General features: G+C 62.5%; 18 protein-coding genes. 9 read left to right on the forward strand and 9 right to left on the reverse strand.

The window, feature by feature from the left end; translation table 11 throughout:
* Nucleotides 1–21: 21 nt before the first annotated feature.
* Both ACTJK9_RS15335 and ACTJK9_RS15340 read left to right on the forward strand, forming a co-directional pair.
* Nucleotides 22–1,215 carry a DUF3142 domain-containing protein gene (locus tag ACTJK9_RS15335; RefSeq protein WP_440814681.1) on the forward strand — a complete coding sequence of 398 codons (1,194 nt, stop codon included), beginning with the start codon at nt 22–24 and terminating at the stop codon, nt 1,213–1,215.
* Nucleotides 1,202–3,340 (forward strand): hypothetical protein, encoded by a 2,139-nt coding sequence (locus ACTJK9_RS15340; protein WP_440814684.1) that lies wholly within the window; start codon nt 1,202–1,204, stop codon nt 3,338–3,340. The genes ACTJK9_RS15335 and ACTJK9_RS15340 overlap by 14 nt, the downstream gene beginning before the upstream one ends.
* On the opposite strand, the gene ACTJK9_RS15345 is transcribed toward ACTJK9_RS15340, so the two are convergent.
* A complete protein-coding gene (locus ACTJK9_RS15345; RefSeq protein ID WP_440814686.1) occupies nt 3,337–3,966 on the reverse strand; it encodes a LysE family translocator in 630 nt (209 codons plus the stop codon). The genes ACTJK9_RS15340 and ACTJK9_RS15345 overlap by 4 nt on opposite strands.
* A gap of 144 nt (nt 3,967–4,110) precedes the next feature.
* On the opposite strand from ACTJK9_RS15345, the gene ACTJK9_RS15350 reads away from it, so the two are divergent.
* Nucleotides 4,111–4,584: an Lrp/AsnC family transcriptional regulator gene (locus ACTJK9_RS15350; protein WP_007954205.1), complete on the forward strand. Its 474-nt coding sequence runs from the start codon at nt 4,111–4,113 to the stop codon at nt 4,582–4,584.
* A 37-nt stretch (nt 4,585–4,621) separates the two neighbouring features.
* Here the strand turns inward: ACTJK9_RS15350 and lpdA are convergent, their stop codons facing one another.
* Nucleotides 4,622–6,022, reverse strand: coding sequence for a dihydrolipoyl dehydrogenase (gene lpdA / locus ACTJK9_RS15355; protein WP_440814689.1), 1,401 nt, complete (start codon nt 6,020–6,022; stop codon nt 4,622–4,624).
* 210 nt (nt 6,023–6,232) lie between these two features.
* Between lpdA and hflK (ACTJK9_RS15360) the strand changes: the two genes are divergently transcribed.
* The 5 genes from hflK (ACTJK9_RS15360) (at nt 6,233) to cfaB (ending at nt 13,546) form a co-directional block, all read left to right on the forward strand.
* Nucleotides 6,233–8,179: a protease modulator HflK gene (hflK, locus tag ACTJK9_RS15360; RefSeq protein ID WP_440814691.1), complete on the forward strand. Its 1,947-nt coding sequence runs from the start codon at nt 6,233–6,235 to the stop codon at nt 8,177–8,179.
* A complete protein-coding gene (hflC, locus tag ACTJK9_RS15365; RefSeq protein WP_045121726.1) occupies nt 8,176–9,222 on the forward strand; it encodes a protease modulator HflC in 1,047 nt (348 codons plus the stop codon). Before hflK (ACTJK9_RS15360) ends, hflC begins: the two co-directional genes overlap by 4 nt.
* Nucleotides 9,219–10,277, forward strand: a complete 1,059-nt coding sequence (gene hflK, locus ACTJK9_RS15370) for a protease modulator HflK (protein WP_085612451.1) — start codon at nt 9,219–9,221, stop codon at nt 10,275–10,277. The genes hflC and hflK (ACTJK9_RS15370) overlap by 4 nt, the downstream gene beginning before the upstream one ends.
* Entirely contained in the window at nt 10,274–12,181 is a 1,908-nt protein-coding gene (locus tag ACTJK9_RS15375; protein ID WP_440814695.1) for a heavy metal translocating P-type ATPase, read from the forward strand. The genes hflK (ACTJK9_RS15370) and ACTJK9_RS15375 overlap by 4 nt, the downstream gene beginning before the upstream one ends.
* A 177-nt stretch (nt 12,182–12,358) precedes the next feature.
* Complete coding sequence (cfaB, locus tag ACTJK9_RS15380; RefSeq protein WP_039765033.1) at nt 12,359–13,546, forward strand: C17 cyclopropane fatty acid synthase CfaB; 1,188 nt, start codon at nt 12,359–12,361, stop codon at nt 13,544–13,546.
* A gap of 2 nt (nt 13,547–13,548) precedes the next feature.
* On the opposite strand, the gene cls is transcribed toward cfaB, so the two are convergent.
* Nucleotides 13,549–14,988 (reverse strand): cardiolipin synthase, encoded by a 1,440-nt coding sequence (gene cls, locus ACTJK9_RS15385; protein WP_085612449.1) that lies wholly within the window; start codon nt 14,986–14,988, stop codon nt 13,549–13,551.
* 146 nt (nt 14,989–15,134) lie between these two features.
* On the opposite strand from cls, the gene ACTJK9_RS15390 reads away from it, so the two are divergent.
* Nucleotides 15,135–15,653: a DUF3617 domain-containing protein gene (locus tag ACTJK9_RS15390; protein ID WP_007954220.1), complete on the forward strand. Its 519-nt coding sequence runs from the start codon at nt 15,135–15,137 to the stop codon at nt 15,651–15,653.
* Between the two features lie 37 nt (nt 15,654–15,690).
* On the opposite strand, the gene ACTJK9_RS15395 is transcribed toward ACTJK9_RS15390, so the two are convergent.
* Genes ACTJK9_RS15395 through folE2 form a run of 6 tightly spaced genes read right to left on the reverse strand, consistent with a single transcriptional unit; the run spans nt 15,691 to nt 20,903 of the window.
* On the reverse strand, nt 15,691–17,028 hold the full coding sequence (locus tag ACTJK9_RS15395; protein WP_085612448.1) for a dihydroorotase: 1,338 nt from the start codon (nt 17,026–17,028) through the stop codon (nt 15,691–15,693).
* Nucleotides 17,029–17,031: 3 nt separating this feature from the next.
* Complete coding sequence (locus tag ACTJK9_RS15400; RefSeq protein WP_085612447.1) at nt 17,032–17,592, reverse strand: gamma carbonic anhydrase family protein; 561 nt, start codon at nt 17,590–17,592, stop codon at nt 17,032–17,034.
* On the reverse strand, nt 17,589–18,464 hold the full coding sequence (locus ACTJK9_RS15405) for a metal ABC transporter substrate-binding protein (RefSeq protein ID WP_085612446.1): 876 nt from the start codon (nt 18,462–18,464) through the stop codon (nt 17,589–17,591). Before ACTJK9_RS15405 ends, ACTJK9_RS15400 begins: the two co-directional genes overlap by 4 nt.
* Nucleotides 18,465–18,475: 11 nt before the next feature.
* Nucleotides 18,476–19,342: a metal ABC transporter permease gene (locus ACTJK9_RS15410; RefSeq protein ID WP_085612445.1), complete on the reverse strand. Its 867-nt coding sequence runs from the start codon at nt 19,340–19,342 to the stop codon at nt 18,476–18,478.
* Nucleotides 19,342–20,010, reverse strand: coding sequence for a metal ABC transporter ATP-binding protein (locus ACTJK9_RS15415; RefSeq protein ID WP_085612444.1), 669 nt, complete (start codon nt 20,008–20,010; stop codon nt 19,342–19,344). Before ACTJK9_RS15415 ends, ACTJK9_RS15410 begins: the two co-directional genes overlap by 1 nt.
* Complete coding sequence (folE2, locus tag ACTJK9_RS15420) at nt 20,007–20,903, reverse strand: GTP cyclohydrolase FolE2 (RefSeq protein WP_085612443.1); 897 nt, start codon at nt 20,901–20,903, stop codon at nt 20,007–20,009. Before folE2 ends, ACTJK9_RS15415 begins: the two co-directional genes overlap by 4 nt.
* Nucleotides 20,904–20,962 lie beyond the last annotated feature (59 nt).

The raw sequence follows: 20,962 nt of genomic DNA on the forward strand, positions 1-20,962 counted from the left end.
TGTCTCAGGGATCTGCAAGGTATGCGCTTTATCATCGGGTGGTCCGCCCTGGTGGCTGTGTTGTTGCTGTGTGCTTGTGAGCGACAGGACGCAGTGCCACTCGATCAGCAACTTTACGTCTGGCAACGGCAATGGACGCCGGCCCATGAGCTTGCCCTGAATGACAGTCGCAACGACTTTTCGACGTTGCGGGTCTTGGCGTTGCAGGCGTTCCCGAATGCCGGATGGAGTCGGGCACGCGTCGATTCTGCGTTGCTGAGACGCGATGCCCGGCCGTTGATTGCGGTGATTCGCCTCGACGGCCAGCTCAAGGCGCTCGACCCGCAAGCGGTCACGGCGCAGATCCTCCAAGTGCTCACTGACTGGCAAGGTCAGGGACTTACCCTGGCCGGGATCGAGATCGACCATGACGCCGGCAATGCCCGCCTGCCTGCTTACACCGGATTCCTTGCTCACTTGCGTACGGCATTGCCGGCCAATCTGCCCCTGAGCATCACTGCGTTACCTGCCTGGCTCGACAGTCCGCAATTGCCGGCGTTGCTGGCGACCGTCGACAGCAGTGTGTTGCAGGTGCATGCCGTCAGCGATCCGCGTCGCGGCCTGTTCGACTCCGAACAGGCGCGGCGCTGGGCCAATGCCTGGGGGCGAGTGACCGACAAACCGTTTTATCTGGCGCTGCCGGCCTATGGCGTGGCGCTGTTGCCGGATGTCGATGGCGCTCCGGTGGTGGAAAGCGAAGTACCGCTCGAACGGGGTGGCCAGCGCCGCGAATTGCTTGCCGATCCGCAACAACTGGGCCGACTCGCCAATGAATTGCGCGAGGATCGCCCGGCGCATCTGGCCGGCCTGATCTGGTTTCGTCTGCCGTTGGCCAACGACCGCCGAGCCTGGAGCCTGAGCACGCTGCGTGCGGTCGCCCGAGGCGATGCGTTGAGCCGCCATCTCGGCGTGGTGTTTACCGAACAGAATGGCCTGCAAGACATTGCCCTGCGTAACGTCGGTAACCTCGACAGCGCCTGGCCCGCCCGCATCACCGTCAAGGCCCGGGGCTGCGAAGGGGCTGACGCGCTCGCCGGTTATGCGTTGCAACAGACGGCGGATCTGCTTACCTTCACCCGCCTGCGCGACGGCCGATTGCCGGCAGGCGGGCAGCGTGCGATCGGTTGGGCACGTTGCGCAAATATTGATCAAGGAGGTTCGCATGTTGACCCGTAACTGGCCCCGCCATCTGCTTTGCCTGAGCCTCAGCCTGCCGCTGGGCTCGGCGCTGGCCTGTGGCCCGGACTTCCCGATGCGCCTGCTCGACGATCGCGGGCAATCGCTGGCGCAAATGCCGGAGGGCAACTTCAGGTTCGAGATCAGTCGCCTCGGCAAAACCATCGCCGGGCTGAAGAACGTCACCGCCGCCACCTACAATCCGGATGACATCTACGCCGAGACGCCAGAACCCGCCGAGGTGCGCGACAAGGCCGAGCAGATCGGCCTGACGCCTGAACAGCAAACGCTGGTCAAACGCCTGCGCAGCCTGACCGACGCGCGTCAGGTCGACGTGCAGGGCGCGAGCCTGCCGGCGGAACTGCGCCTGTATGTGGCGGGCGCCGTGGCGTTCGGCGCCGGTGACCATCAATTGGCGGTCGAGTATTTCCGCCAGTTGCTGGCGCTGCCGGCCGATCAGCGTGGGTTGCGCAGCACCTGGGCCGCGTATTCGCTGGGCCGGGCGTTCTTTGCCATGAGTAGCGAAGCGGGCGATGCGCTCGAAGCCTGGGAAAACGCCATCGACGCCTTCCGTCAGACGCGGCAGCTGAGCATCGACGGTTTCAGCGATCCGCTGGAACTCGGCGTGGCCAGCCTTGGCGAAGAGGCGCGGGCGCTGCGCATGGCGGGTGACTGGAACAACGCCATCAAGCTCTATGCCGCGCAGAACCTGCACGGCTCGAACGTCGGTTACACCTCGCTGAAGCAGTTGATGAACGAACTGGCCGAGGAGCCCGAAGATCGGCTGGCGAAATTGCTGCGCGGCGAAGCGGTGCAGCAACTGGTGACCGCCTCGCTGATCAGCCGGATCGGCTGGTCGTTCGGCGATGAGCCACCGAACGAGAAGAAGCTGGTCAAAGCGCTGCAAGCAAGCACCCGCGGCAGCCTCGATAACGCCGATCGATTAGCGGCGATGAATTATCAACAGGGCGATTACGCCAGCGCCAAGGCATTCCTCGAACACGCTGGCGACAGCGGTCTGGCGTGGTGGCTGCGGGCAAAACTGGCCGTGCGCGATGGCGACAGGAACGCGGCAGCTGCGGCCTATGCGAAAGCTGTGCAAGCGTTCCCGCAGGAGGAGTCCTGGGGCGAGCGGCGTACCGCCGACTGGAATCTCGAAACCGTGCAGCCGAAATGCCGGGTCGAGGGCGAGAGCGCGATCCTTGCGCTGCAACGTGGCGAGTACCTGCAGGCCTTCGACCAGTTGTATCGCAGCCAGCACCTTTACTGGTTCGACGCTGCGACCGTGGCCGAGCGAGTGCTGACGGTCGAGGAGCTGAAAAACTATGTCGATACCAACGTGCCGGCACCGCCCGCGCTGAGCCAGCAGGATCGCGACAATTACGTGCCGCTGCCGGTGGCCGCCAGCCTGCGCAATCTGCTGGGGCGGCGGTTGTTGCGTGAAGGGCACTACAAGGAAGCGGTCAGTTATTTCGACAATGCCGATCTGCAGAACAAGGCCCGGCTCTATGGCGAGCAACGCCTGAAGGCCGACTCAGCGTGGTGGCCGACCAAACGTGCCAGCGCACTGTTCAATGCCGCGTGGACAGCCCGTGAGTGGGGCATGGACATCCTGGGCTACGAAATGGCCCCGGATTACGCGACCTTCGGCGGCAACTACAGCCTGGAAAACACCGAGCTGAAAGTCGGACCGCTGGTCAGCGAAGCCGAAGTGCAACGTCAGAAGGCCAGTGAAGCGCAGCCGGATGAGCGTTATCACTATCGGTTTGTCGCCACGGCGCTGGCCAGCCGGGCGGCGGATAATCTGCCGCACACCAGTCAGGCGTTCGCCGCTGTGTTGTGCTCGGCGGCGGGCTGGAACAGCAGCCTGGAAGAGCAGAGCGCGTTGTACAAACGCTATGTCGATGAAGGGCCATATGTCCCGTGGGCTGTGGATTTCGGCCATCAATGCCCTTATCCGGATTTTGAAAACGCCGACAAGCGCTACGTCACTCAGGTGACAGACTCGGTGCGTTCGACACTGCGGCCGTACAAGTGGCCGGTGCAGATCGGAGCGATCGTGGCCTTCACTGCGGTGGCGTTGTTGCTGATCACCCGCCGCCAGCGCAAGGCCCGCAAAGCCTAAGCCTGCTGGACGAACGTCAGGCGCACGGCAAAGCCGATCAACAGGCTGCCGAACAGCCACTGTTGCACTCGCTGGGCCGTCGGGCTGTGTTTCAGCCAGCGGCCCAGCGCGGCGCCGGTCAGGGCGTAGGCGCTGTCGAACAGCAGACCTGCGCCTACCAGAATCGCACCGAGCAGCGCAAATTGCGTCAGCACCGGCGCGCCATTCGCGACGATGAATTGCGGCAGCAGCACCGAGCAGAACAGTAACGCTTTCGGATTGAGCAGATTGGTCAGCAGGCCGCGGCGGATGGCCGCGTACCACTGCGCATGACTGTCCGTCACGGTGCCAGCGTTCAGATCCGGCAACAGCGTGGTGCGCAGGCAGTGAATGCCGATCCACAGCAAATACGCCGCCCCGGCGATCCGCACAGCATCGAACGTCCACGGCGCCGCCTTGAAGAGCGCCGCCAGCCCCAACGCCGCGAGCGCTACATGACAGCCTCGGGCGATGGCCAGACCCACCGCCGTGGCCAGCGCTGCGCCGCGCCCCTGGCGAGCGCCGGTCTGCAGCAGCAGAATCATGTCCGGGCCGGGCAACAGAAAGACCACTGCCAGCGCCAGGAAAAACAGCCAGAGACTCGCCATGTCGCACCCCTTTCGTCGTCGATTCGGTCGCCTCAGTCTAGAGCCGAAGGGTCGGGCAGGTGGTTGCGTAGTCAGCTTCTAAAGGTGTCTTGATTGGCATAATCTGCGCTCCTTTACCGCATAAACCATCAGGATCTGCCAACCATGAAACTGGACGCCTTCGACCGCAAGATTCTTGCCGCACTGCAACGGGACGGACGCCTGAGCAATGTGCAGTTGGCCGACGAAATCGGTCTGTCGGCATCGCCATGCCTGCGTCGGGTGCGCATGCTCGAAGAGGCCGGGGTGATTCGCGGATATCAGGCCAATCTGGACCGTGATGAAGTGGGGCTGGGGCTGACGGTGTTTGTCGGGGTCAAGGTCGAGCGGCACAACGATGAACAGGCCGAGGCGTTTCACCGGGCGGTGACGGCGTTGCCGGAGGTGATTTCGGCGTTTCTGGTGTCCGGGGAGTCGGACTTTCTGCTGCAAGTGGTGGTGCCGGATCTGCGCGCCTATGACCGCTTTCTCACCGGGTGCCTGTTGAAGCTGCCGGGGGTGAGCGACATCCGCAGCAATTTTGCGATTCACACGGTGAAGACGCCCGGCGCGCTGCCGTTGGGGCATCTGCCGTCCTGATACTTCCCGCATTGCGCGGGAAGTATTCGCACAGGGCTTACATCTGCGTCGCCATCCCCTCGACATTCATTGCTGCCTGACGAAGCGCTTCGGAGCGGGTTGGATGCGGGTGACAGGTCAGCGCGATGTCTTCGGCCGAGGCGCTGAATTCCATGGCCACGCAATACTCGCCGATCATTTCGCTGACGCTCGGGCCGACCAGGTGCACGCCGAGGACTTCGTCCGTGCGTTCATCGGCGATGACTTTGGCAAAGCCTTCGGTCTCGTGATTGATCTTCGCCCGGCTGTTGGCGGTGAACGGGAATTTGCCGACCTTGTACGCCCGGCCTTCGGCCTTCAACTGCTCTTCGGTCTTGCCGACGCTGGCCAGCTCCGGCCGTGTGTAGATCACGTTGGGAATCAGCTCGTAATTGACCTCACCGGCCTTGCCGACGATCTGCTCGATGCAGGCCATGGCTTCGTCTTCAGCCTTGTGCGCGAGCATCGGCCCCGAGGTCACGTCACCGATCACCCACACACCGGGCGCTTCGGTGCGATGCTGTTTGTTGGCGAGCATGCCGCGTTTGTCGGTGCTCAGGCCGACGTTTTCCAGGCCCAGGCCCTGGGTGTACGGGCGACGACCAATGGCCACCAGCACGTAATCGGCCTCGAGGATTTCCGCGCTGCCGCCAGCGGCGGGTTCGACGCTGAGCTGTACGCCAGTGGCCGAGGAGGTGGCGCTGGTCACTTTGGAGCTCAGCTTGAAGCTGATCCCCTGTTTGCTCAGCGAGCGTTGCAGGGTCTTGCCGGCTTCGCCGTCGACACCGGGGCAGATGCGGTCGAGGTATTCCACCACCGTCACCTGCGCGCCGAGTCGGCGCCAGACCGAGCCGAGTTCGAGGCCGATCACGCCCGCACCGATTACCACCAGATGCTTGGGCACTTCGCTTAAGGACAGCGCGCCGGTGGAGTCGAGGATGCGCTTGTTGTCGATCTCCACGCCGGGCAGGGGAGTGGGCTCGGAGCCAGTGGCGATGACGATGTCCTTGGCGGTCAGCTCGATCCGGCTGCCCTGATCGCCGGTCACGCTGACTTTTCCGGGGCCGTCGATATGGCCCCAGCCCTTGATCCAGTCGACCTTGTTCTTACGGAACAGGAATTCGATACCTTTGGTCAGGCCGCTCACGCTTTCGTCTTTCTGTTTCATCATTTGCGCAAGGTTGAGCGTGGGTTTGACTTCGATACCGAGGTTGGCGAACTCCGTTCCCAGCGCCGCTTCGTACAGCTCGGACGCATGCAAAAGCGCCTTGGACGGCATGCAGCCGACGTTCAGGCAGGTGCCACCCAGCGTGGCGCGACCCTCGACGCACGCGGCCTTGAGGCCCAGCTGGCCGGCGCGGATCGCTGCGTTATAACCGCCGGGACCACCGCCCAGAATCACCACGTCATAGTTGCTCATGCTCTTACTCCTGGCTGAAGGATGCGGATCGGTAAAAGTAGTTCGTGCTAAAAATTACGAACGTAATATGTGCGTTTCCAGACATTTCGGTCAAGGTTTCAGGCAAGCGACAGGTTGCCCATCTTTGAATGATGCAAATGAGTACAAATATTTCACGACTTTCGTTATATCGTAACGATATGTGCAGTGAGCCAAAGAGTTTGGGGGGATATGCAAGTCGATTTGGATGAAGGCACGCCGGTCACCGGGTTGCCGCGCTTTCAGCAAGCGGCAGCGCAAGGCAGGCGCTTGCGTCGCCTGGCGATCGGTCTGGCTGCGGTGGCCGGGGCAGGGTGGGTGCTGGCATTTTTTGTCGGGCTGTTTGCGCCGCAATCGCTGTGGCCCGCGCTGCTGGTCAATCAAAGCGCGGCGCTGCTGGTGCTGGTGGCGGGGCTGCAATCGGCGTGGTGGGTGACGCAATGGCGGGCGCGGGTGATCAATCCCGTGGTGCCGGTGACGGTCGCTGAAGAACCTGCGCCGGACGGCTGGTACGAGCGGCTGCTGGATCGGATGAGCCAGCGCAGTCTGCATCTGCTCGGGCAGATCGGCGCGGCCACGTTGTGGCTCGGCGGGTGGTCGTTGCTGGTGCTGCTGAGCCTCGAGCAGACGTGGAATCTGACGCTACCTGCGGCGGGTGTGGGGTTGTCCGCCACGGTCGGTGCGGCCATCGCCTTGCTCTTGGCGTTCGGTCTGCTGGTGCTGGAGCGACAGCTGGCGCAGGAAAACCCGGCGCAATGGCCCGAGGCCGGAGTACTGGCGCAGCTGACGCGGGTGGCAATCATCAGTCTGGTGCTGGGCGCGTTGTGCCTGTTGTTCGCCAGTGACAGTGCAATCTGGCCGGTGCGTCTGGCGGTATTGATCGGCATTCTGCCGGGACTGGTTGCCCTGGAGTTGCTGTTGCGTGCGCTGCTGTCGCTGTTCAGCCCGCGCCGCGAACAACTCGAACCGGTGCTGCTGGCCCGCAGTTTCGTCGCCGATCTGCTGCGCTGGCCGCCACAACCGTTGCTTGCGTTGCAGCACGAATTGCACAACCGCTTCGGCATCGATCTGCGTCAGATCTGGGCCTTCGGTTACATGCGCCGGGCGTTCTTGCCGGTGTTGGTGCTGGTGGCAACGCTGGGCTGGTTGCTCACCGGGCTTCACGAAATTCCGATGCAAAGCCGTGGGATTTACGAGCGCTTCGGCAAACCGGTGCAGGTGTTCGGGCCGGGGCTGCAGACGGGTTTGCCTTGGCCGTTGGGGCGTGTGCTGAATGTTGAGAACGGCGTGGTCCATGAATTGGCGACCAGCGTCGGTGAAAACCCGGCACCCGTGCAGTTGGATCCGGCAGAAGGCCCGGCGCCACTCACCGCCAACCGTTTGTGGGACGCCAGTCACGTCAATGACAAGTCTCAGGTTATCGCCAGCAGTCGGGGCGATCAGCAGAGCTTTCAGATCGTCAACATGGACGTGCGCTTCGTCTACCGCATCGGCCTGAGCGATCAAGCCGCACTGGCCGCCACCTACAACAGCGCCGATGTGCCGACGCTGATCCGCAGCACCGCCAGCCGGATTCTGGTGCATGACTTTGCCTCGCGCACACTCGACGGTTTGCTTGGCGAGGACAGGACCGGACTCGCCGAAGAAATCGGCCGCGCCGTGCAAAGCGATCTGCAGAAACTCGACAGCGGCGTGGAAATTCTCGCCACGGTGGTCGAAGCGATACACCCGCCCGCCGGGGCGGCCAATGCCTACCACAGCGTGCAAGCGGCGCAGATCGGCGCTCAGGCGTTGATCTCCCGCGAGCGCGGCGCCGCTGCCGAAGCGAGTAACCAGGCGCAGTTGCAGGCCAGCCTCGCTCGGGATCAGGCCAGTGCCAATGCCCATGAAATCAATGCCACCGCCCGGGCGGCGGATCTGAAATTCAGCGCCGAACAAAAAGCCTACGCCAGCGCCGGCCAAGCCTTCGTGCTGGAGCAATACCTCAGCCAACTCAGCCAGGGTTTGAGCAAAGCCAAACTGTTGGTACTCGACCATCGCCTGGGCGGCAGCAGTAACGCACCGACCATCGACCTGCGTACGTTCACGCTGCCGGTAGATCCGGCGCGCACCACCGCTCAGCCAGGAGCCACCCATTGAGCCAGTCGCACACTCACGATCACCATGACCACAGCGGCCACGATCATGCTCATGGCGGCGGTCATCACCATCACGGGCATCATCACCATCACCACGGTGCGCCGGAAGAGGCGGGGCCCTTTCCGTGGAAGCGTATGGGCTGGGCAGCGTTGCTGGTGGCGTTCGCCATCGCGGCGGCGAGCCTGGTGCAAGTGCGCTCCGGTGAAGCCACGGTCATCACCCGGTTCGGCAATCCGTCCCGCGTGCTACTGGAACCGGGGCTGAGCTGGCGCTGGCCGGCGCCGTTCGAAGCGGCGATTCCGGTGGATCTGCGTTTGCGCACGACCTCCAGCGGCTTGCAGGATGTCGGCACCCGCGACGGTTTGCGCATCATCGTTCAGGCGTACGTGGCTTGGCAGGTGCAGGGCGATCCCGACAACGTGCAGCGCTTCATGCGCGCCGTGCAGAACCAGCCGGACGAAGCGGCGCGGCAGATTCGTACGTTTGTCGGCTCGGCACTGGAAACCACGGCCAGCAGTTTCGATCTGGCCAATCTGGTGAATACCGATGCCAGCCAGGTACGCATCGCCGATTTTGAAGCGCAGCTGCGCCAGCAAATCGATCAGCAGCTGCTCGCCACTTACGGCGTGCGGGTGGTGCAGGTGGGTATCGAACGGCTGACATTGCCATCGGTGACCCTCACTGCAACGGTTGACCGGATGCGTGCCGAGCGTGAAACCATCGCCACCGAGCGCACGGCCATCGGCAAGCGAGAGGCAGCGCAAATTCGCTCCGCCGCCGAACGCGATGCGCGAATCGTGCAAGCCGATGCCACGGTGAAAGCTGCCGATATCGAAGCCCAATCGCGGGTGGAAGCGGCGCAGATTTACGGGCGTGCTTACGCCGGTTCACCGCAGCTGTATAACCTGCTGCGCTCGCTGGATACCCTCGGCACCATCGTTTCGCCAGACACCAAACTGATCCTGCGCACCGACGCCGCGCCGTTCCGGGTGTTGGTTGACGGTCCGCCCAATCTCGACAGCAAGAGCGGATCGCAGCCATGAGTGAAGTTCCACGTGGAACACATTCGCTGAACAGTCCGTGGATTCAAGCGGGACGTCTGGCGTTTTTCGCTCTGTATGCGGTGACAGTGCTCGCGGCATTGGCCTGGGCGTTTTCCAATGTCCGGCAGATCGACCCGCAAAACCGCGCGGTGGTTTTGCATTTCGGAGCGCTGGATCGTATTCAGAATGCCGGGTTGTTGTTGGCGTGGCCGCAGCCGTTCGAACAGGTGGTTTTGTTGCCGGCGGCGGATCGGGTGATCGAGCGCAGAGTGGAAAACTTGCTGCGCAGCGATCAGGCCCTGCAGGCGGATCGCGTGGCAACCTTCGCCACGCCGCTGAGTGATGCGCTGGCCGGCTCCGGTTATTTGCTCACCGGTGATGCCGGAGTGGTGCAGCTGGATGTGCGGGTGTTCTACAAGGTCACCGATCCCTATGACTTCGTGCTGCAAGGCGAGCACGTGCTGCCGGCGCTTGATCGATTGGTGACACGCAGCGCGGTGGCGCTGACGGCGGCACGGGACTTGGACACGATTCTGGTGGCGCGGCCGGAGTTGATCGGCGCTGACAATCAGGCGGCCGAACGTCGCGAACGGTTACGTGGCGATCTGGTGCAAGGCATCAATCGACGTCTGGCCGAGTTGAAGGCGAGCGGTCAGGGCATCGGCATCGAAGTGGCGCGGGTCGATGTGCAATCGAGTCTGCCGGAGCCGGCGGTGAGTGCGTTCAACGCGGTCCTCACCGCCAGCCAGCAAGCCGACAAAGCGGTCGCCAATGCCCGCACCGAGGCCGAGAAGCTCACTCAGTCCGCCAACGAGCAAGCCGACCGCACGCTGCAAGTCGCCCACGCCCAGGCCGGTGAGCGCCTGGCCAAAGCCTCCGCCGACACGGCGACGGTATTGAGCCTGGCCAAGGCGCAACAGCAGGGCACGGACCCGCAAATGCTGTTGCGTCTGTACCGCGAGCGGATGCCGAAGATTCTCGGTCAGGCCGGCTCGGTCACCACGGTCGATCCGAAAGACGATTCACGCCTGATCATTCAGGGAGCCAGCAAATGACTGCCACCACCACCGCACCGAGCCTGTTGTCCTCGGCCGAGCAACGCCGCGCCGCGCGCCAGTTGACCTTGGCGATGCTCTCCCTCGGCTTGCTCGGTCTTGGGCTGATCTGGCGCTGGTTGATGCCGGAACAGACGGGCGTCAGTCAGTTGCTGCTCGGATTTGCTTCTTTTTTAGTCGCGGTGCCGGTAATGCGTTCGGCGTGGTTCAGCCTGCGTTATCCGAGCCTGCACGGCATCACCGATCAGTTGATCGCTTTGGCGATGATCGGGGCCTGGGCCACGGGCGATCTGCTCACGGCGGCGCTGTTGCCGATCATCATGATCTTCGGCCACGTGCTGGAAGAACGCAGTGTGATCGGTTCCCAGGAAGCGATTCATGCCCTCGGCCAATTGACCCGCAGCCACGCGCGCAAGGTGCAGGCGGACGGCTCGATCATCGAAGTCGACAACGGCACGCTCAAGGCCGGCGACAAAGTCGAAGTGCGCGCCGGGGATCGAGTGCCTGCGGACGGTCGGGTTTTGTCCGGCCAGGCCAGCCTCGATACAGCGTCGATCACCGGTGAGTCGGTTCCGATGGAGGCGGGCGTCGGCATGGCGGTGTTCGGCGGTGCGATCAACCTCGACGGGCTGCTGCGAATCGAAGTGACCCGTACCGGGGATGAATCCACCCTCGGCAAGGTCATCGCGCTGATGCAGAACGCCGAACGCTCCAAGCCACCGATCACCCGGTTGCTCGAACGTTATGCCGGCAGCTACATGGTGCTGGTGTTGCTGCTCGCGGCGGTGACCTGGTTTATCACCAACGATGCGCAGGCGATGCTCGCGGTGCTGGTGGCGGCATGCCCATGCGCGCTGGTGTTGTCGGCGCCGGCCACGGCGATTGCCGGGGTGGCGGTGGCGGCGCGGCACGGGATTCTGATCCGCAGTTCTGCGTTCCTTGAGGAGCTGGCTGATCTCACCTCGCTGGTCGTCGACAAGACCGGCACCCTGACGTACGGCACGCTGCGCTTGCAGTCGATCAACAGCCCGCGAGCAGATCACGGGTCGGTGATGGCGCTGGCTGCAAGCCTGGGTGCGGCTAGCAGCCATCCGGTCAGCCGCGCGCTGGCCGGACTGGTCAGCGCGGAAGAGGTGCTGGTGCTGACCGATATTCATGAGCGGCAGGGGTTGGGCGTGGTCGCCGGAACTGCGCAAGGCGAAGCAGCGCTCGGGCGTCCGGAGCTGTTTGCGCAGTTGGGCATCCCGACCACCGCCATCCCCGACCACGATGGCCCGATTGCCGGGTTGGCATTGAACGGAGAATTCCTTGCCTGGCTGTTGTTGGCCGACACGGTCAAACCGGAAGCACGATTTGCGCTGAGTGAACTGCGTGACCTCGGGCTGGGGCGGCAATTGCTGTTGACCGGCGACAGACAGAGCGTCGCGCAAACCCTCGCCAGGGATGTCGGCCTGCACGAAGTCGAAGCCCAGGCGTTGCCCGAAGACAAACTCAATCGAGTGCTCAAGGAAATCGACAACGGCTTCCGGCCGATGGTGGTCGGCGACGGGATCAACGATTCGCTGGCGCTGAAGGCGGGTGTCGTGGGTGTGGCGATGGGCGCGGGCGGCGCGGATATTGCGCTGGCATCCGCCGATATCGTGCTGATCGGCAGCGACCTGCGTCGGCTCGGCACCTGTGTGCGCCTGAGCCGCCAGTGCCGACGGACCTTGCAGGTGAACGTGATCATCGGCCTGGGCTGGACGCTGGCCATCGTGGTTTTCGCCGCCTTCGGCTGGCTCGGTGCGGCGGGGGCGATGATCGCCGCGTTGCTGCACAACCTGAGCACGCTGTTGGTGCTGGGCAATGCCGGACGCCTGCTGCGTTTTCAGGAACCACTGCTGAAGCTGAAAGCGTCGGACTGATCATTTTTCGAACTGTGCGCCGCTCTCGCAGTCATTTGAGAAGGCGCACTGAACCAGGGATGACAGCGCGATGATAGCCTCTGAGGCTGATAGTCGGCGACTATCAAATCGATAGCCTGCTAATTTTCAAGGATGGTCTACCCTCAGATCAGACGTCTGAAACCAGGGGGATATTCCATGCTCGCGCAACTTCCACCGGCCTTACAGAATCTGCAGCTTCCGCTTCGCCTGCGACTCTGGGACGGCCATGAATTCAATCTGGGCCCGACGCCCAGTGTCACCATCGTGGTCAAGGACCCGTTGATGGTGTCCCAGTTGACCCATCCAAGTCTCGACGCGCTGGGGGCGGCGTTCGTCGAGGGCAAACTCGAACTGGAGGGCTCGATCAGCGAGGTCATCCGGGTGTGCGATGAGTTGAGCACGGCGCTGCTCGACGAGGACGAAGACAGTCAGCCGGTGCGCACCGTGCATGACAAGGAAACCGACGCCAAAGCCATTTCCTATCACTACGACCTGTCCAACGCGTTCTACCAACTGTGGCTGGACAGCGACATGGCGTATTCCTGCGCATATTTCGAAACCGGCAGCGAATCCCTGGAGCAAGCCCAGCAAGCCAAGTTCCGGCACCTGTGCCGCAAGCTGCGCCTGCAGCCCGGCGACTATCTGCTGGACGTTGGTTGCGGTTGGGGCGGACTGGCGCGTTATGCCGCCCGAGAGTTCGGCGCCAAGGTCTTCGGTATCACCCTGAGCAAAGAGCAACTGGCGCTGGCCCGTGAGCGGGTCAAAGCTGAAGGTCTTGAAGACCAGATCGAACTGCAATTGCTTGACTACCGCGATCTGCCCCAGGACGGGCGCTTCGACAAAGTGGTCAGCGTCGGCATGTTCGAGCACGTCGGCCACGCCAACCTCGCCGAATACTGCAAAACCCTGTTCGGCGCGGTGAAAGAGGGCGGTCTGGTGATGAACCACGGCATCACCGCCAAGCACACCGATGGCCGCCCTGTGGGGCGCGGCGCCGGGGATTTCATCGAGAAATATGTGTTCCCCAACGGCGAGCTGCCGCACCTGGCGATGATCTCGGCCGAGATCAGTGAAGCGGGTCTGGAGATCGTCGATGTCGAGAGTCTGCGCCTGCACTACGCGCGCACCCTGGACCACTGGAGCGAACGGCTGGAGGACAACCTTGAAGCCGCCGCGAAACTGGTGCCGGACCAGGCGCTGCGTATCTGGCGTCTGTACCTGGCAGGCTGCGCTTATGCATTCGCTCGCGGCTGGATCAACCTGCACCAGATCCTCGCCGTGAAGGCCCATGCCGACGGCAGCCATGAACTGCCGTGGACGAGGGACGACATCTACCACCCTTGAACCTAGAGGATCGGTGAAATCAGCCGGGCGATCCGCATACCGACCTGTTGCAGGCGGTGGATCTCCCGGCTTTCTTCTTTGGCGACTTCGTAGGCCTGGGCGAAATCATCGTTGAGCATCTGTTCCACGCTGGCGGCGAATTCGCTGTCGACGGTCAGCAGCATCACCTCGAAATTCAGCCGGAACGAGCGGTTGTCCAGGTTGGCGCTGCCGATGGCGCTGATCTCGCTGTCGATCAACACCACTTTCTGATGCAGGAAACCCGGTTCGTAGCGAAATACCCGCACGCCTGCGCGCACTGCTTCGAACGCATACAGGCTGGAGGCGGCGTAGACGATGCGGTGGTCGGGGCGCGAAGGCAGCAACAGGCGCACGTCGACCCCGCGCAATACGGCGAGGCGCAATGCTGCGAATACGGCTTCGTCGGGAATGAAGTAGGGGCTGGTGATCCACACGCGCTCGGCGGCGGCGTGGATGGCTTCGACGAAGAACAGCGAGCAGGTTTCGTAGGCATCCGCCGGGCCGCTGGCGAGCAATTGGCAAAGCACGCCTTCATCCGGGTAAGCGTCCGGCAGGATCAGCGGCGGCAATGACCGCGCGGCCCAGAACCAGTCTTCGGCAAAAGACTCCTGCATGCACGCCACCACCGGGCCGCGCACCTGGACGTGAGTGTCGCGCCACGGTGCCAGCGGTGGTTTTTCACCCATGTATTCGTCGCCCACGTTGTGGCCGCCGACAAATCCGATCAGCCCGTCGACCACCACGATCTTGCGGTGGTTGCGGAAATTCACCTGGAACCGATTGAGCCAGCCGCTGCGGGTGGCGAACGCCTTGACCTCGACGCCGCCATCGCGCAGCGCCTGCACATAGCTGTGGGGCAGGGCGTGGCTGCCGATGCGGTCGTAGAGCAAATGAATCACCACACCTTCGGCGGCTTTCTTCAGCAACAGGTCACGCAAACGCTGGCCGAGGCGATCGTCGTGAATGATGAAAAACTGGATCAGTACGGCTTTCCGCGCTTGGTCGATTGCGTGGAAAATCGCCTCGAAGGTCGCCGCGCCATTGATCAGCAATCGCACTTCATTGTTGGCCAGGCATGGCATGCGCCCCAGCTTCGGCATTGCGCGCAACGAGTCGTAAGCATTCGAGGCCCGGGCGGTCAGGGCCTCTTCCACCCAGGGCCGCCAGTTGAGCTCGGAAATCGCCAGGCGCATTTGTTCGTTGGCCTGGCGGCGGGCCTTGATGTAGCCATCGAAGGTGCTGCGGCCGAACACCAGATAAGGAATGAGGGTGAGGTAGGGAATGAAGATCAGCGACAGCGCCCAGGCGATCGAGCCTTGGGCGGTGCGGACGGTCAACACGGCATGGATCGCGGCGATCGAGCCGAGGGTGTGTATCAGGGCGATCAGATAACCGAAAATGTGCGGTCCAAAATAATCCATGGGGCAACCTTGCTCCTGAAGATTCAATGCTTAACAGACCATGTTCCATGGCGATTGTCGCTATTTGTTTTCAAGACGCCAGCGCCCGCCATGAACCGAAACAGGCGGCCGGCGTCTAACGGCCACTACTGATCAGGAGTTTTTCAATGAACGTTCGTCTGCTGGGTTTGGCGCTGGGCCTGGGTTTGGCCTTGCCGGTGGTTGCTCAGGCGCAAATGCTGCAGCCGGGGTTGTGGGAAATGACGTCGAGCAATGTGAAGGTCGATGATCAGGTGATGGATGTGCAATCGATCCTCGGTCAGATTCAGGGCCAGATCACCCCGCAGCAGCGGGCGGAACTGGAGAAGCAGGGGATCAACATCGGTGGCAAGGGCATCCGCGCCTGCCTGACACCACAGCAGGTAGCAACCAACGATATCCCGCTGGCGGACCCGCAGTCGGGTTGCAAACAGCAGATCACCGAGCGCGTCGGCAACCAGTGGAAATTCCGCTTCAGTTGCCCGAAAGCCCAGGGCACCGGCGTCGCGACGTTCCTCAGTGATCGTGAGTTCACCACCGTCGCCAACGGCACTTTCAACGCCATCGGGATCAACCAGAAGGGCAGTCTGGAAACCCGGGCGGTCTGGCTGGGGCAGGATTGCGGCACCGTCAAACCGAGAGCGTAAATCAAACCGCCTCCACATCGAGTGGAGGCGGTTTTTTTCAGCGCATGAACCGCAGCGGCAATCCCTGACAGTTGTCATGGATCCGATGGTCATGCCACGCGATCTGCCCCGACACCATCGTCGTGCTGACCCGATGCCGAAAGCTGCGCTGAGCGAACGGCGTCCAGCCACATTGCGACAGAACCGGTTGGCGGGACACCGCGACACCCCCGGGCTCCGGTTGAACCAACACCAGATCCGCCCAATACCCTTCACGTAAATAACCGCGATCCGGAATGGCAAACAGATCAGCCACCCGGTGGCTGGTCTTCGCCACCAGCGTGGTGATCGGCAATACGCCATCCGCTACCAGTTCCAGAAGCGCCGGCAGCGCGTGTTGCACCAGTGGCAGTCCAGACGGAGCCTGTTCATACGCTTGCTGCTTTTCCGCCCAGGTGTGCGGTGCGTGATCGCTGCCGATCACGTCCAGTCGATTGCTCAGCAGTGCCTGACGCAAGGCATCACGATCGGCTTGGGACTTGATCGCTGGATTGCATTTGATCAGGTTGCCAAGGTTCGGATAGTCACGGTCATCGAACAGCAAGTGATGCAGGCAGACTTCGGCGGTGACGCGTTTTTGCGACAGCGGTTTGTCTTCGAACAACGCCAGCTCGCGGGCCGTTGTCAGGTGCAGGACGTGCAGGCGAGTGCCATGACGTTTGGCCAGATCCACCGCCAGAGACGATGAACGAAAGCAGCTGTCGGCATTGCGGATCTGCGCGTGGGCATCGGCTGGCAATTGGTTGCCGAACCGTTCACGCAGGTTGGTGGCGTTCGCTTCGATGCTCGGCGTGTGTTCACAGTGGGCCAGCAGAATCGTCGGCACTTCGGCGAACAGACGCTCGAGGGTGTTGGGGTCGTCCACCAGCATGTTGCCGGTGGACGCGCCCATGAACACTTTCACACCGGCCACCTCGCTCGGATTCAGCGCTGCAACCGTGTCCAGATTGTCGTGACTGACGCCAAAGTGAAAACCGTAGTTGGCCACCGAGTTGATTGCTGCCCGGCGCTTTTTGTCGGCCAGCGCTTCAAGGGTCAGGGTGGCTGGGTTGGTGTTGGGCATGTCCATGAAACTGGTGATGCCGCCGGCCACCGCCGCACGGGACTCGGTGTGGATGCTGCCCTTGGCCGGCGCACCCGGCTCACGGAAATGCACTTGGTCGTCAATCATTCCCGGCAGCAGCCATTGACCGTTGGCGTCGATTTCCCGGGTCGCGTTTTCACCTTCGATGCTGCCGGCGATCTTGACGATGCGCCCGTGGCTGACCAACAGATCGGCGTCGAATTCACGACCCTCGTTCACCAGCCGCGCATTGCGAATCAACACACTGCTCATGATTCAGAACTCGTTCTGCAAGGCTTTGTAGCCGCGCACCAGGTCGACGTTGGTGCGCGCCACGTCTTCGGAAAACTCCGAAGCGCTGACGCTCACCGGCGGAAATTGCGAGAGGTCGGTGCCCGGGCCGATGCGGGTGGTGGAGGGCACGTAGAACGCGTCCGGCAGGTCCCGGCCGTCGACCACCGAGTTGTGCCGCACCACGCAACCATTGCCCACGACGCAGTTGAACAGCACGCTGTTGAAGCCGATGAACACCCGGTCTCCGACCGTGCATGGGCCGTGCACGATCGAGCGGTGGGCGATAGAGCTGAATTCGCCGATGGTCACCGCCGCGCCGGATTTGGAGTGGATCACCACGCCGTCCTGAATGTTCGAATTGGCGCCGATGGTGATCGGTTCCATCTCGCCCGTGGCGTCCACTTCATCAGCGCGGATCACCGCGTACGGGCCGACGAACACGTTTTCACCGATGATGACTTTGCCGCAGATGATCGCGGTTTTATCGACGTAGGCAGACTCGGCAATCTGCGGCAAATCACCGGAAGGATTTTTTCGAATCATGGTTGGCTCAGGGCTTCGTAGAGGGTGTTGAGGTTGTATTCGAACAGCCCGGTGAAGGTGCTGGCCGGTCCTCTGGTGGCGAGGGCGTCGGAGTACAGCGTGCCGCCGATGTGTGCGCCGCTTTCGTCGGCGATCTGTTTGAGCAGGCGTGCGTCCTTGATGTTTTCCATGAACACCGCTTTGACCTTGGCCTGGCGAATCTGGGTGATCAGCGCGGCGACTTCGGCAGCGGAGGGTTCGCGTTCGGTGGACAGACCTTGTGGCGCCATGAAGTCGATGCCGTAGGCCTGACCGAGATAACCGAAGGCGTCGTGGCTGGTGACGATCTTGCGGTTGCCCGGCGGCAATGAACCGAGCCTGGCTTTCGCCTGGGCGAGGAGGGCGTAGATCTGTTTCAGGTAGGCCTGGCTGTTGCGCTCGTAGTCGGTCTTGTTTGTCGGGTCAGCAGCGATCAGCGCCTTGGTGATGTTGGCGACGTACAGTTCGGCGTTTGCCAGGTTGTGCCAGGCGTGAGGGTCGGGGACGGTTTCGCCGTCCTCATCCAGCGAGCGCGGAATCACGCCGCGACTGGCGCTGATTACCGGAGCTCTGGTGTCGGTGCTGGCGACCAGCCGATCCAGCCACGGCTCGAAGCCCAGCCCGTTCTTGACGATCAGTTTCGCCTTGAGCAGGGCCTTGGCGTCATCCGGCGTCGGTTCGTAAGTGTGGGCATCGGCGTCAGGGCCGACCATGTTGGTGATCTGGATATGCTCGCCGCCGACCTGATGCACCATGTCGGCAAGGATGCTGAAACTGGTGACCACCGGCAGTTTTTCCGCCGCCGATAACGACATCGACAGCATCAGGCTGAACAGCACGAGTAGAGCGCGCATCGGGAAACACCTCATTGGGATGTGAGTAAAGGCGGGCGGCGCAACAGACCGTGCACCGGTCCGAACACCACGGACAACAGGTAACCGCCACCGGCGACCAGCACGATGGCCGGTCCGCTGGGCAGCGAGTAGTAGAACGACAGCAACAGGCCGAGCCATACCGATGCGCAACCGATGAGCGCGGCGATGGCAATCAGGACCGGCAGGCGTCGGCTCCAGAAGCGTGAAGCGGCGGCGGGCAGCATCATCAGGCCGACTACCATCAAGGCGCCGATCGCCTGGAAACCGATCACCAGATTGAGCACCACCAGCGTCAGGAACACGCCATGGGCGACGGGGCCGAGTCGGCTGACTGTGCGCAGGAAAAACGGATCGAGGGTGTCGAGCAGCAAGGGTTTGTAGATCAGCGCCATGGCCATCAGGCTGAGTGCCGACACCCACAGCATGCCGTTGAGGGTCGGCCCATCGACCGCCAAAGCGGAGCCGAACAGCAGGTGCAGCAAATCGAGTCGCTTGCCAGCGATGCCGAGAATCAGCACGCCGCTGGCCAGTGAGATGGGATAGATCGCGGCGAGGCTGGCGTCTTCGCGCAGGCCGGTGCGGCGGGTGATCCACGCGGCGAGTCCGGCCATGCTCAGGCCGGCACCGAGTCCGCCGAGGGTCAGCGCCGGCAGACTCAGCCCGGCGAACCAGAACCCCAACGCGGCGCCAGGGAGGATGCCGTGGGCAACGGCGTCGCCAATCAGGCTCATCCGGCGCAAGATCAGAAACACGCCCAGTGGCGCCGTGCTGCACGCCAGGACCAGACCGCCGAGCAGGGCCCGGCGCATGAAGACGAACTCGTGGAACGGCTGCCATAAATGGCTGAGCGTCAGCATCAAGCCACCTGCGTGTGAGGCGTTTGCTGGATGAGGTCGGTGCTGCTGCCGAATGCGCAGCCGTTCTGTTTGATCAGCAAGGTCTGTGGAATGTGTTGGCGCACGGCGGCAAGGTCATGGCAAACCACGACCAGGGTTCGTCCCTGCTCATGCCAGGCGTGCAGGTGTTGCCACAACAGTTTCTGCCCCAGTTCGTCGAGCGCGGCATGGGGTTCGTCGAGCAGCAGCAACGGAGTGTCGACCAGACTCAATCGGGCCAGCAGGGCGCGTTGCAGTTCTCCGCCGGAGAGAGCCATCAGGGGACGATGCTCCAGACCGCTCAGATGCCAGTCTTCCAGTGCGGATTCGAGACGCTGGGCCCTGAGTTGCGATGACAGTCGTCGCCCCCAGAAACCGGCGGCCACCAACTCTTGAAGACTGATCGGGAACTGTCGATCCAGATGCTGTTGCTGAGGCAGGAAGGACAAACCGCTTTGGCGTGGAACACCCAGTTCGACTTTGCCGGCCAGCGGTCGCTGTAATCCGGCGATAACTTTGAGCAGGCTGCTTTTGCCGCTGCCGTTGACGCCGATGATTGCGGTCAGGCTGCCGCTTTCCAGCCGAAGGTTCAGAGGCGCAGTGAGCGGTTGGCCGGGTGTTCCCCAGCTCAGGTTCTGGCAACGAATCATGGCTGCTCCCGGCGCCAGTGACTTTCGGCGACCGCATCGTGGGCATGAAGGCTTTCGGCGTGGATGACTCGGACGTGGAACTCGCTGATACCGGCTGAACGACGCAGGGCCAGATTCAGGCGTCGAGCAGCGTCTTCGCAGAACATCAGGTTCTGGCCGTTGGCGAGGGCGAAGGCCTGTTCGTCGGCGCGTTTCACAGCGGTTTGCACGGCGGTGCCGAGGGCTGCTTCGGCGTCGTTGATGATGGACGTCAGCGGTAGTTCGTCGACGAATTCATCCAGGTGGAGATGCAGCTGTGCGGTACTGCGTTGGCTGTGAGGTGTGGCCACGATGCCTTGGGTCGAACCCAACCACGCCAACACGTCGGCGTGCTGCAGTGGCTTGTTGGCAAAGTCGTCGATGAATTGTTGCTGGATCAGTTGCCTCGCCAATGCTGCAGAACACGGGCAAGTCGACGAGTAAGCCACCTCCATTTTCAGTTCCACGTGGAACATTTTGCTTTTCAGGTGGGCTGAAACAGTGACGGGATAAGATTTCCATCCTGCCAAAGGACTGATCAATGCCGGCCTTCTCAGTAGTAAATCGGTGTGGATATTGAGATAGGCGGCTTCGGACAGATCTTCGTGGCTATCGAGAAAACGCTGCAGAACTTTTCGCAAAAGGGCGGGAGAAAGGTTCTGCTGCTCCAGCGCTTCCAGCCCCAGATAGAGCCGCGACATGTGAATGCCTCGTGCGTCTCCATCATCCAGGCTGACGCCTGCATCCGCTTTGGCAGCCAGGCGTTGGCCTTCGATAAACACAGGTAATGCGATGCCGCACATCCCCACCCATTCGAGAGGCAGGGCCTGGCGGGCGGCTTGAGCCGCGACATCCGGCAAAGTCAGCGCGTTCATGAGCAGTTCCATCATGGTGATTGAATTTAATGTTACATTATAACAATTCAAACCACGAT

The organism is Pseudomonas sp. 22082 (assembly GCF_052046055.1).
Lineage (GTDB): Bacteria > Pseudomonadota > Gammaproteobacteria > Pseudomonadales > Pseudomonadaceae > Aquipseudomonas > Aquipseudomonas pharyngis.

What these genes read in the sequence shown, in the direction of transcription:
- cls (WP_085612449.1), bottom strand. Translation starts at nt 14,988, where the DNA reads ATGGATTATTTTGGACCGCACATTTTCGGTTATCTGATCGCCCTGATA.
- hflK (WP_440814691.1), top strand. Translation starts at nt 6,233, where the DNA reads ATGCAAGTCGATTTGGATGAAGGCACGCCGGTCACCGGGTTGCCGCGC.
- ACTJK9_RS15410 (WP_085612445.1), bottom strand. Translation starts at nt 19,342, where the DNA reads ATGCTGACGCTCAGCCATTTATGGCAGCCGTTCCACGAGTTCGTCTTC.
- ACTJK9_RS15345 (WP_440814686.1), bottom strand. Translation starts at nt 3,966, where the DNA reads ATGGCGAGTCTCTGGCTGTTTTTCCTGGCGCTGGCAGTGGTCTTTCTG.
- hflK (WP_085612451.1), top strand. Translation starts at nt 9,219, where the DNA reads ATGAGTGAAGTTCCACGTGGAACACATTCGCTGAACAGTCCGTGGATT.
- ACTJK9_RS15350 (WP_007954205.1), top strand. Translation starts at nt 4,111, where the DNA reads ATGAAACTGGACGCCTTCGACCGCAAGATTCTTGCCGCACTGCAACGG.
- cfaB (WP_039765033.1), top strand. Translation starts at nt 12,359, where the DNA reads ATGCTCGCGCAACTTCCACCGGCCTTACAGAATCTGCAGCTTCCGCTT.
- lpdA (WP_440814689.1), bottom strand. Translation starts at nt 6,022, where the DNA reads ATGAGCAACTATGACGTGGTGATTCTGGGCGGTGGTCCCGGCGGTTAT.
- ACTJK9_RS15390 (WP_007954220.1), top strand. Translation starts at nt 15,135, where the DNA reads ATGAACGTTCGTCTGCTGGGTTTGGCGCTGGGCCTGGGTTTGGCCTTG.
- folE2 (WP_085612443.1), bottom strand. Translation starts at nt 20,903, where the DNA reads ATGAACGCGCTGACTTTGCCGGATGTCGCGGCTCAAGCCGCCCGCCAG.
- ACTJK9_RS15405 (WP_085612446.1), bottom strand. Translation starts at nt 18,464, where the DNA reads ATGCGCGCTCTACTCGTGCTGTTCAGCCTGATGCTGTCGATGTCGTTA.
- ACTJK9_RS15415 (WP_085612444.1), bottom strand. Translation starts at nt 20,010, where the DNA reads ATGATTCGTTGCCAGAACCTGAGCTGGGGAACACCCGGCCAACCGCTC.
- ACTJK9_RS15335 (WP_440814681.1), top strand. Translation starts at nt 22, where the DNA reads ATGCGCTTTATCATCGGGTGGTCCGCCCTGGTGGCTGTGTTGTTGCTG.
- ACTJK9_RS15400 (WP_085612447.1), bottom strand. Translation starts at nt 17,592, where the DNA reads ATGATTCGAAAAAATCCTTCCGGTGATTTGCCGCAGATTGCCGAGTCT.
- ACTJK9_RS15375 (WP_440814695.1), top strand. Translation starts at nt 10,274, where the DNA reads ATGACTGCCACCACCACCGCACCGAGCCTGTTGTCCTCGGCCGAGCAA.
- ACTJK9_RS15395 (WP_085612448.1), bottom strand. Translation starts at nt 17,028, where the DNA reads ATGAGCAGTGTGTTGATTCGCAATGCGCGGCTGGTGAACGAGGGTCGT.
- ACTJK9_RS15340 (WP_440814684.1), top strand. Translation starts at nt 1,202, where the DNA reads ATGTTGACCCGTAACTGGCCCCGCCATCTGCTTTGCCTGAGCCTCAGC.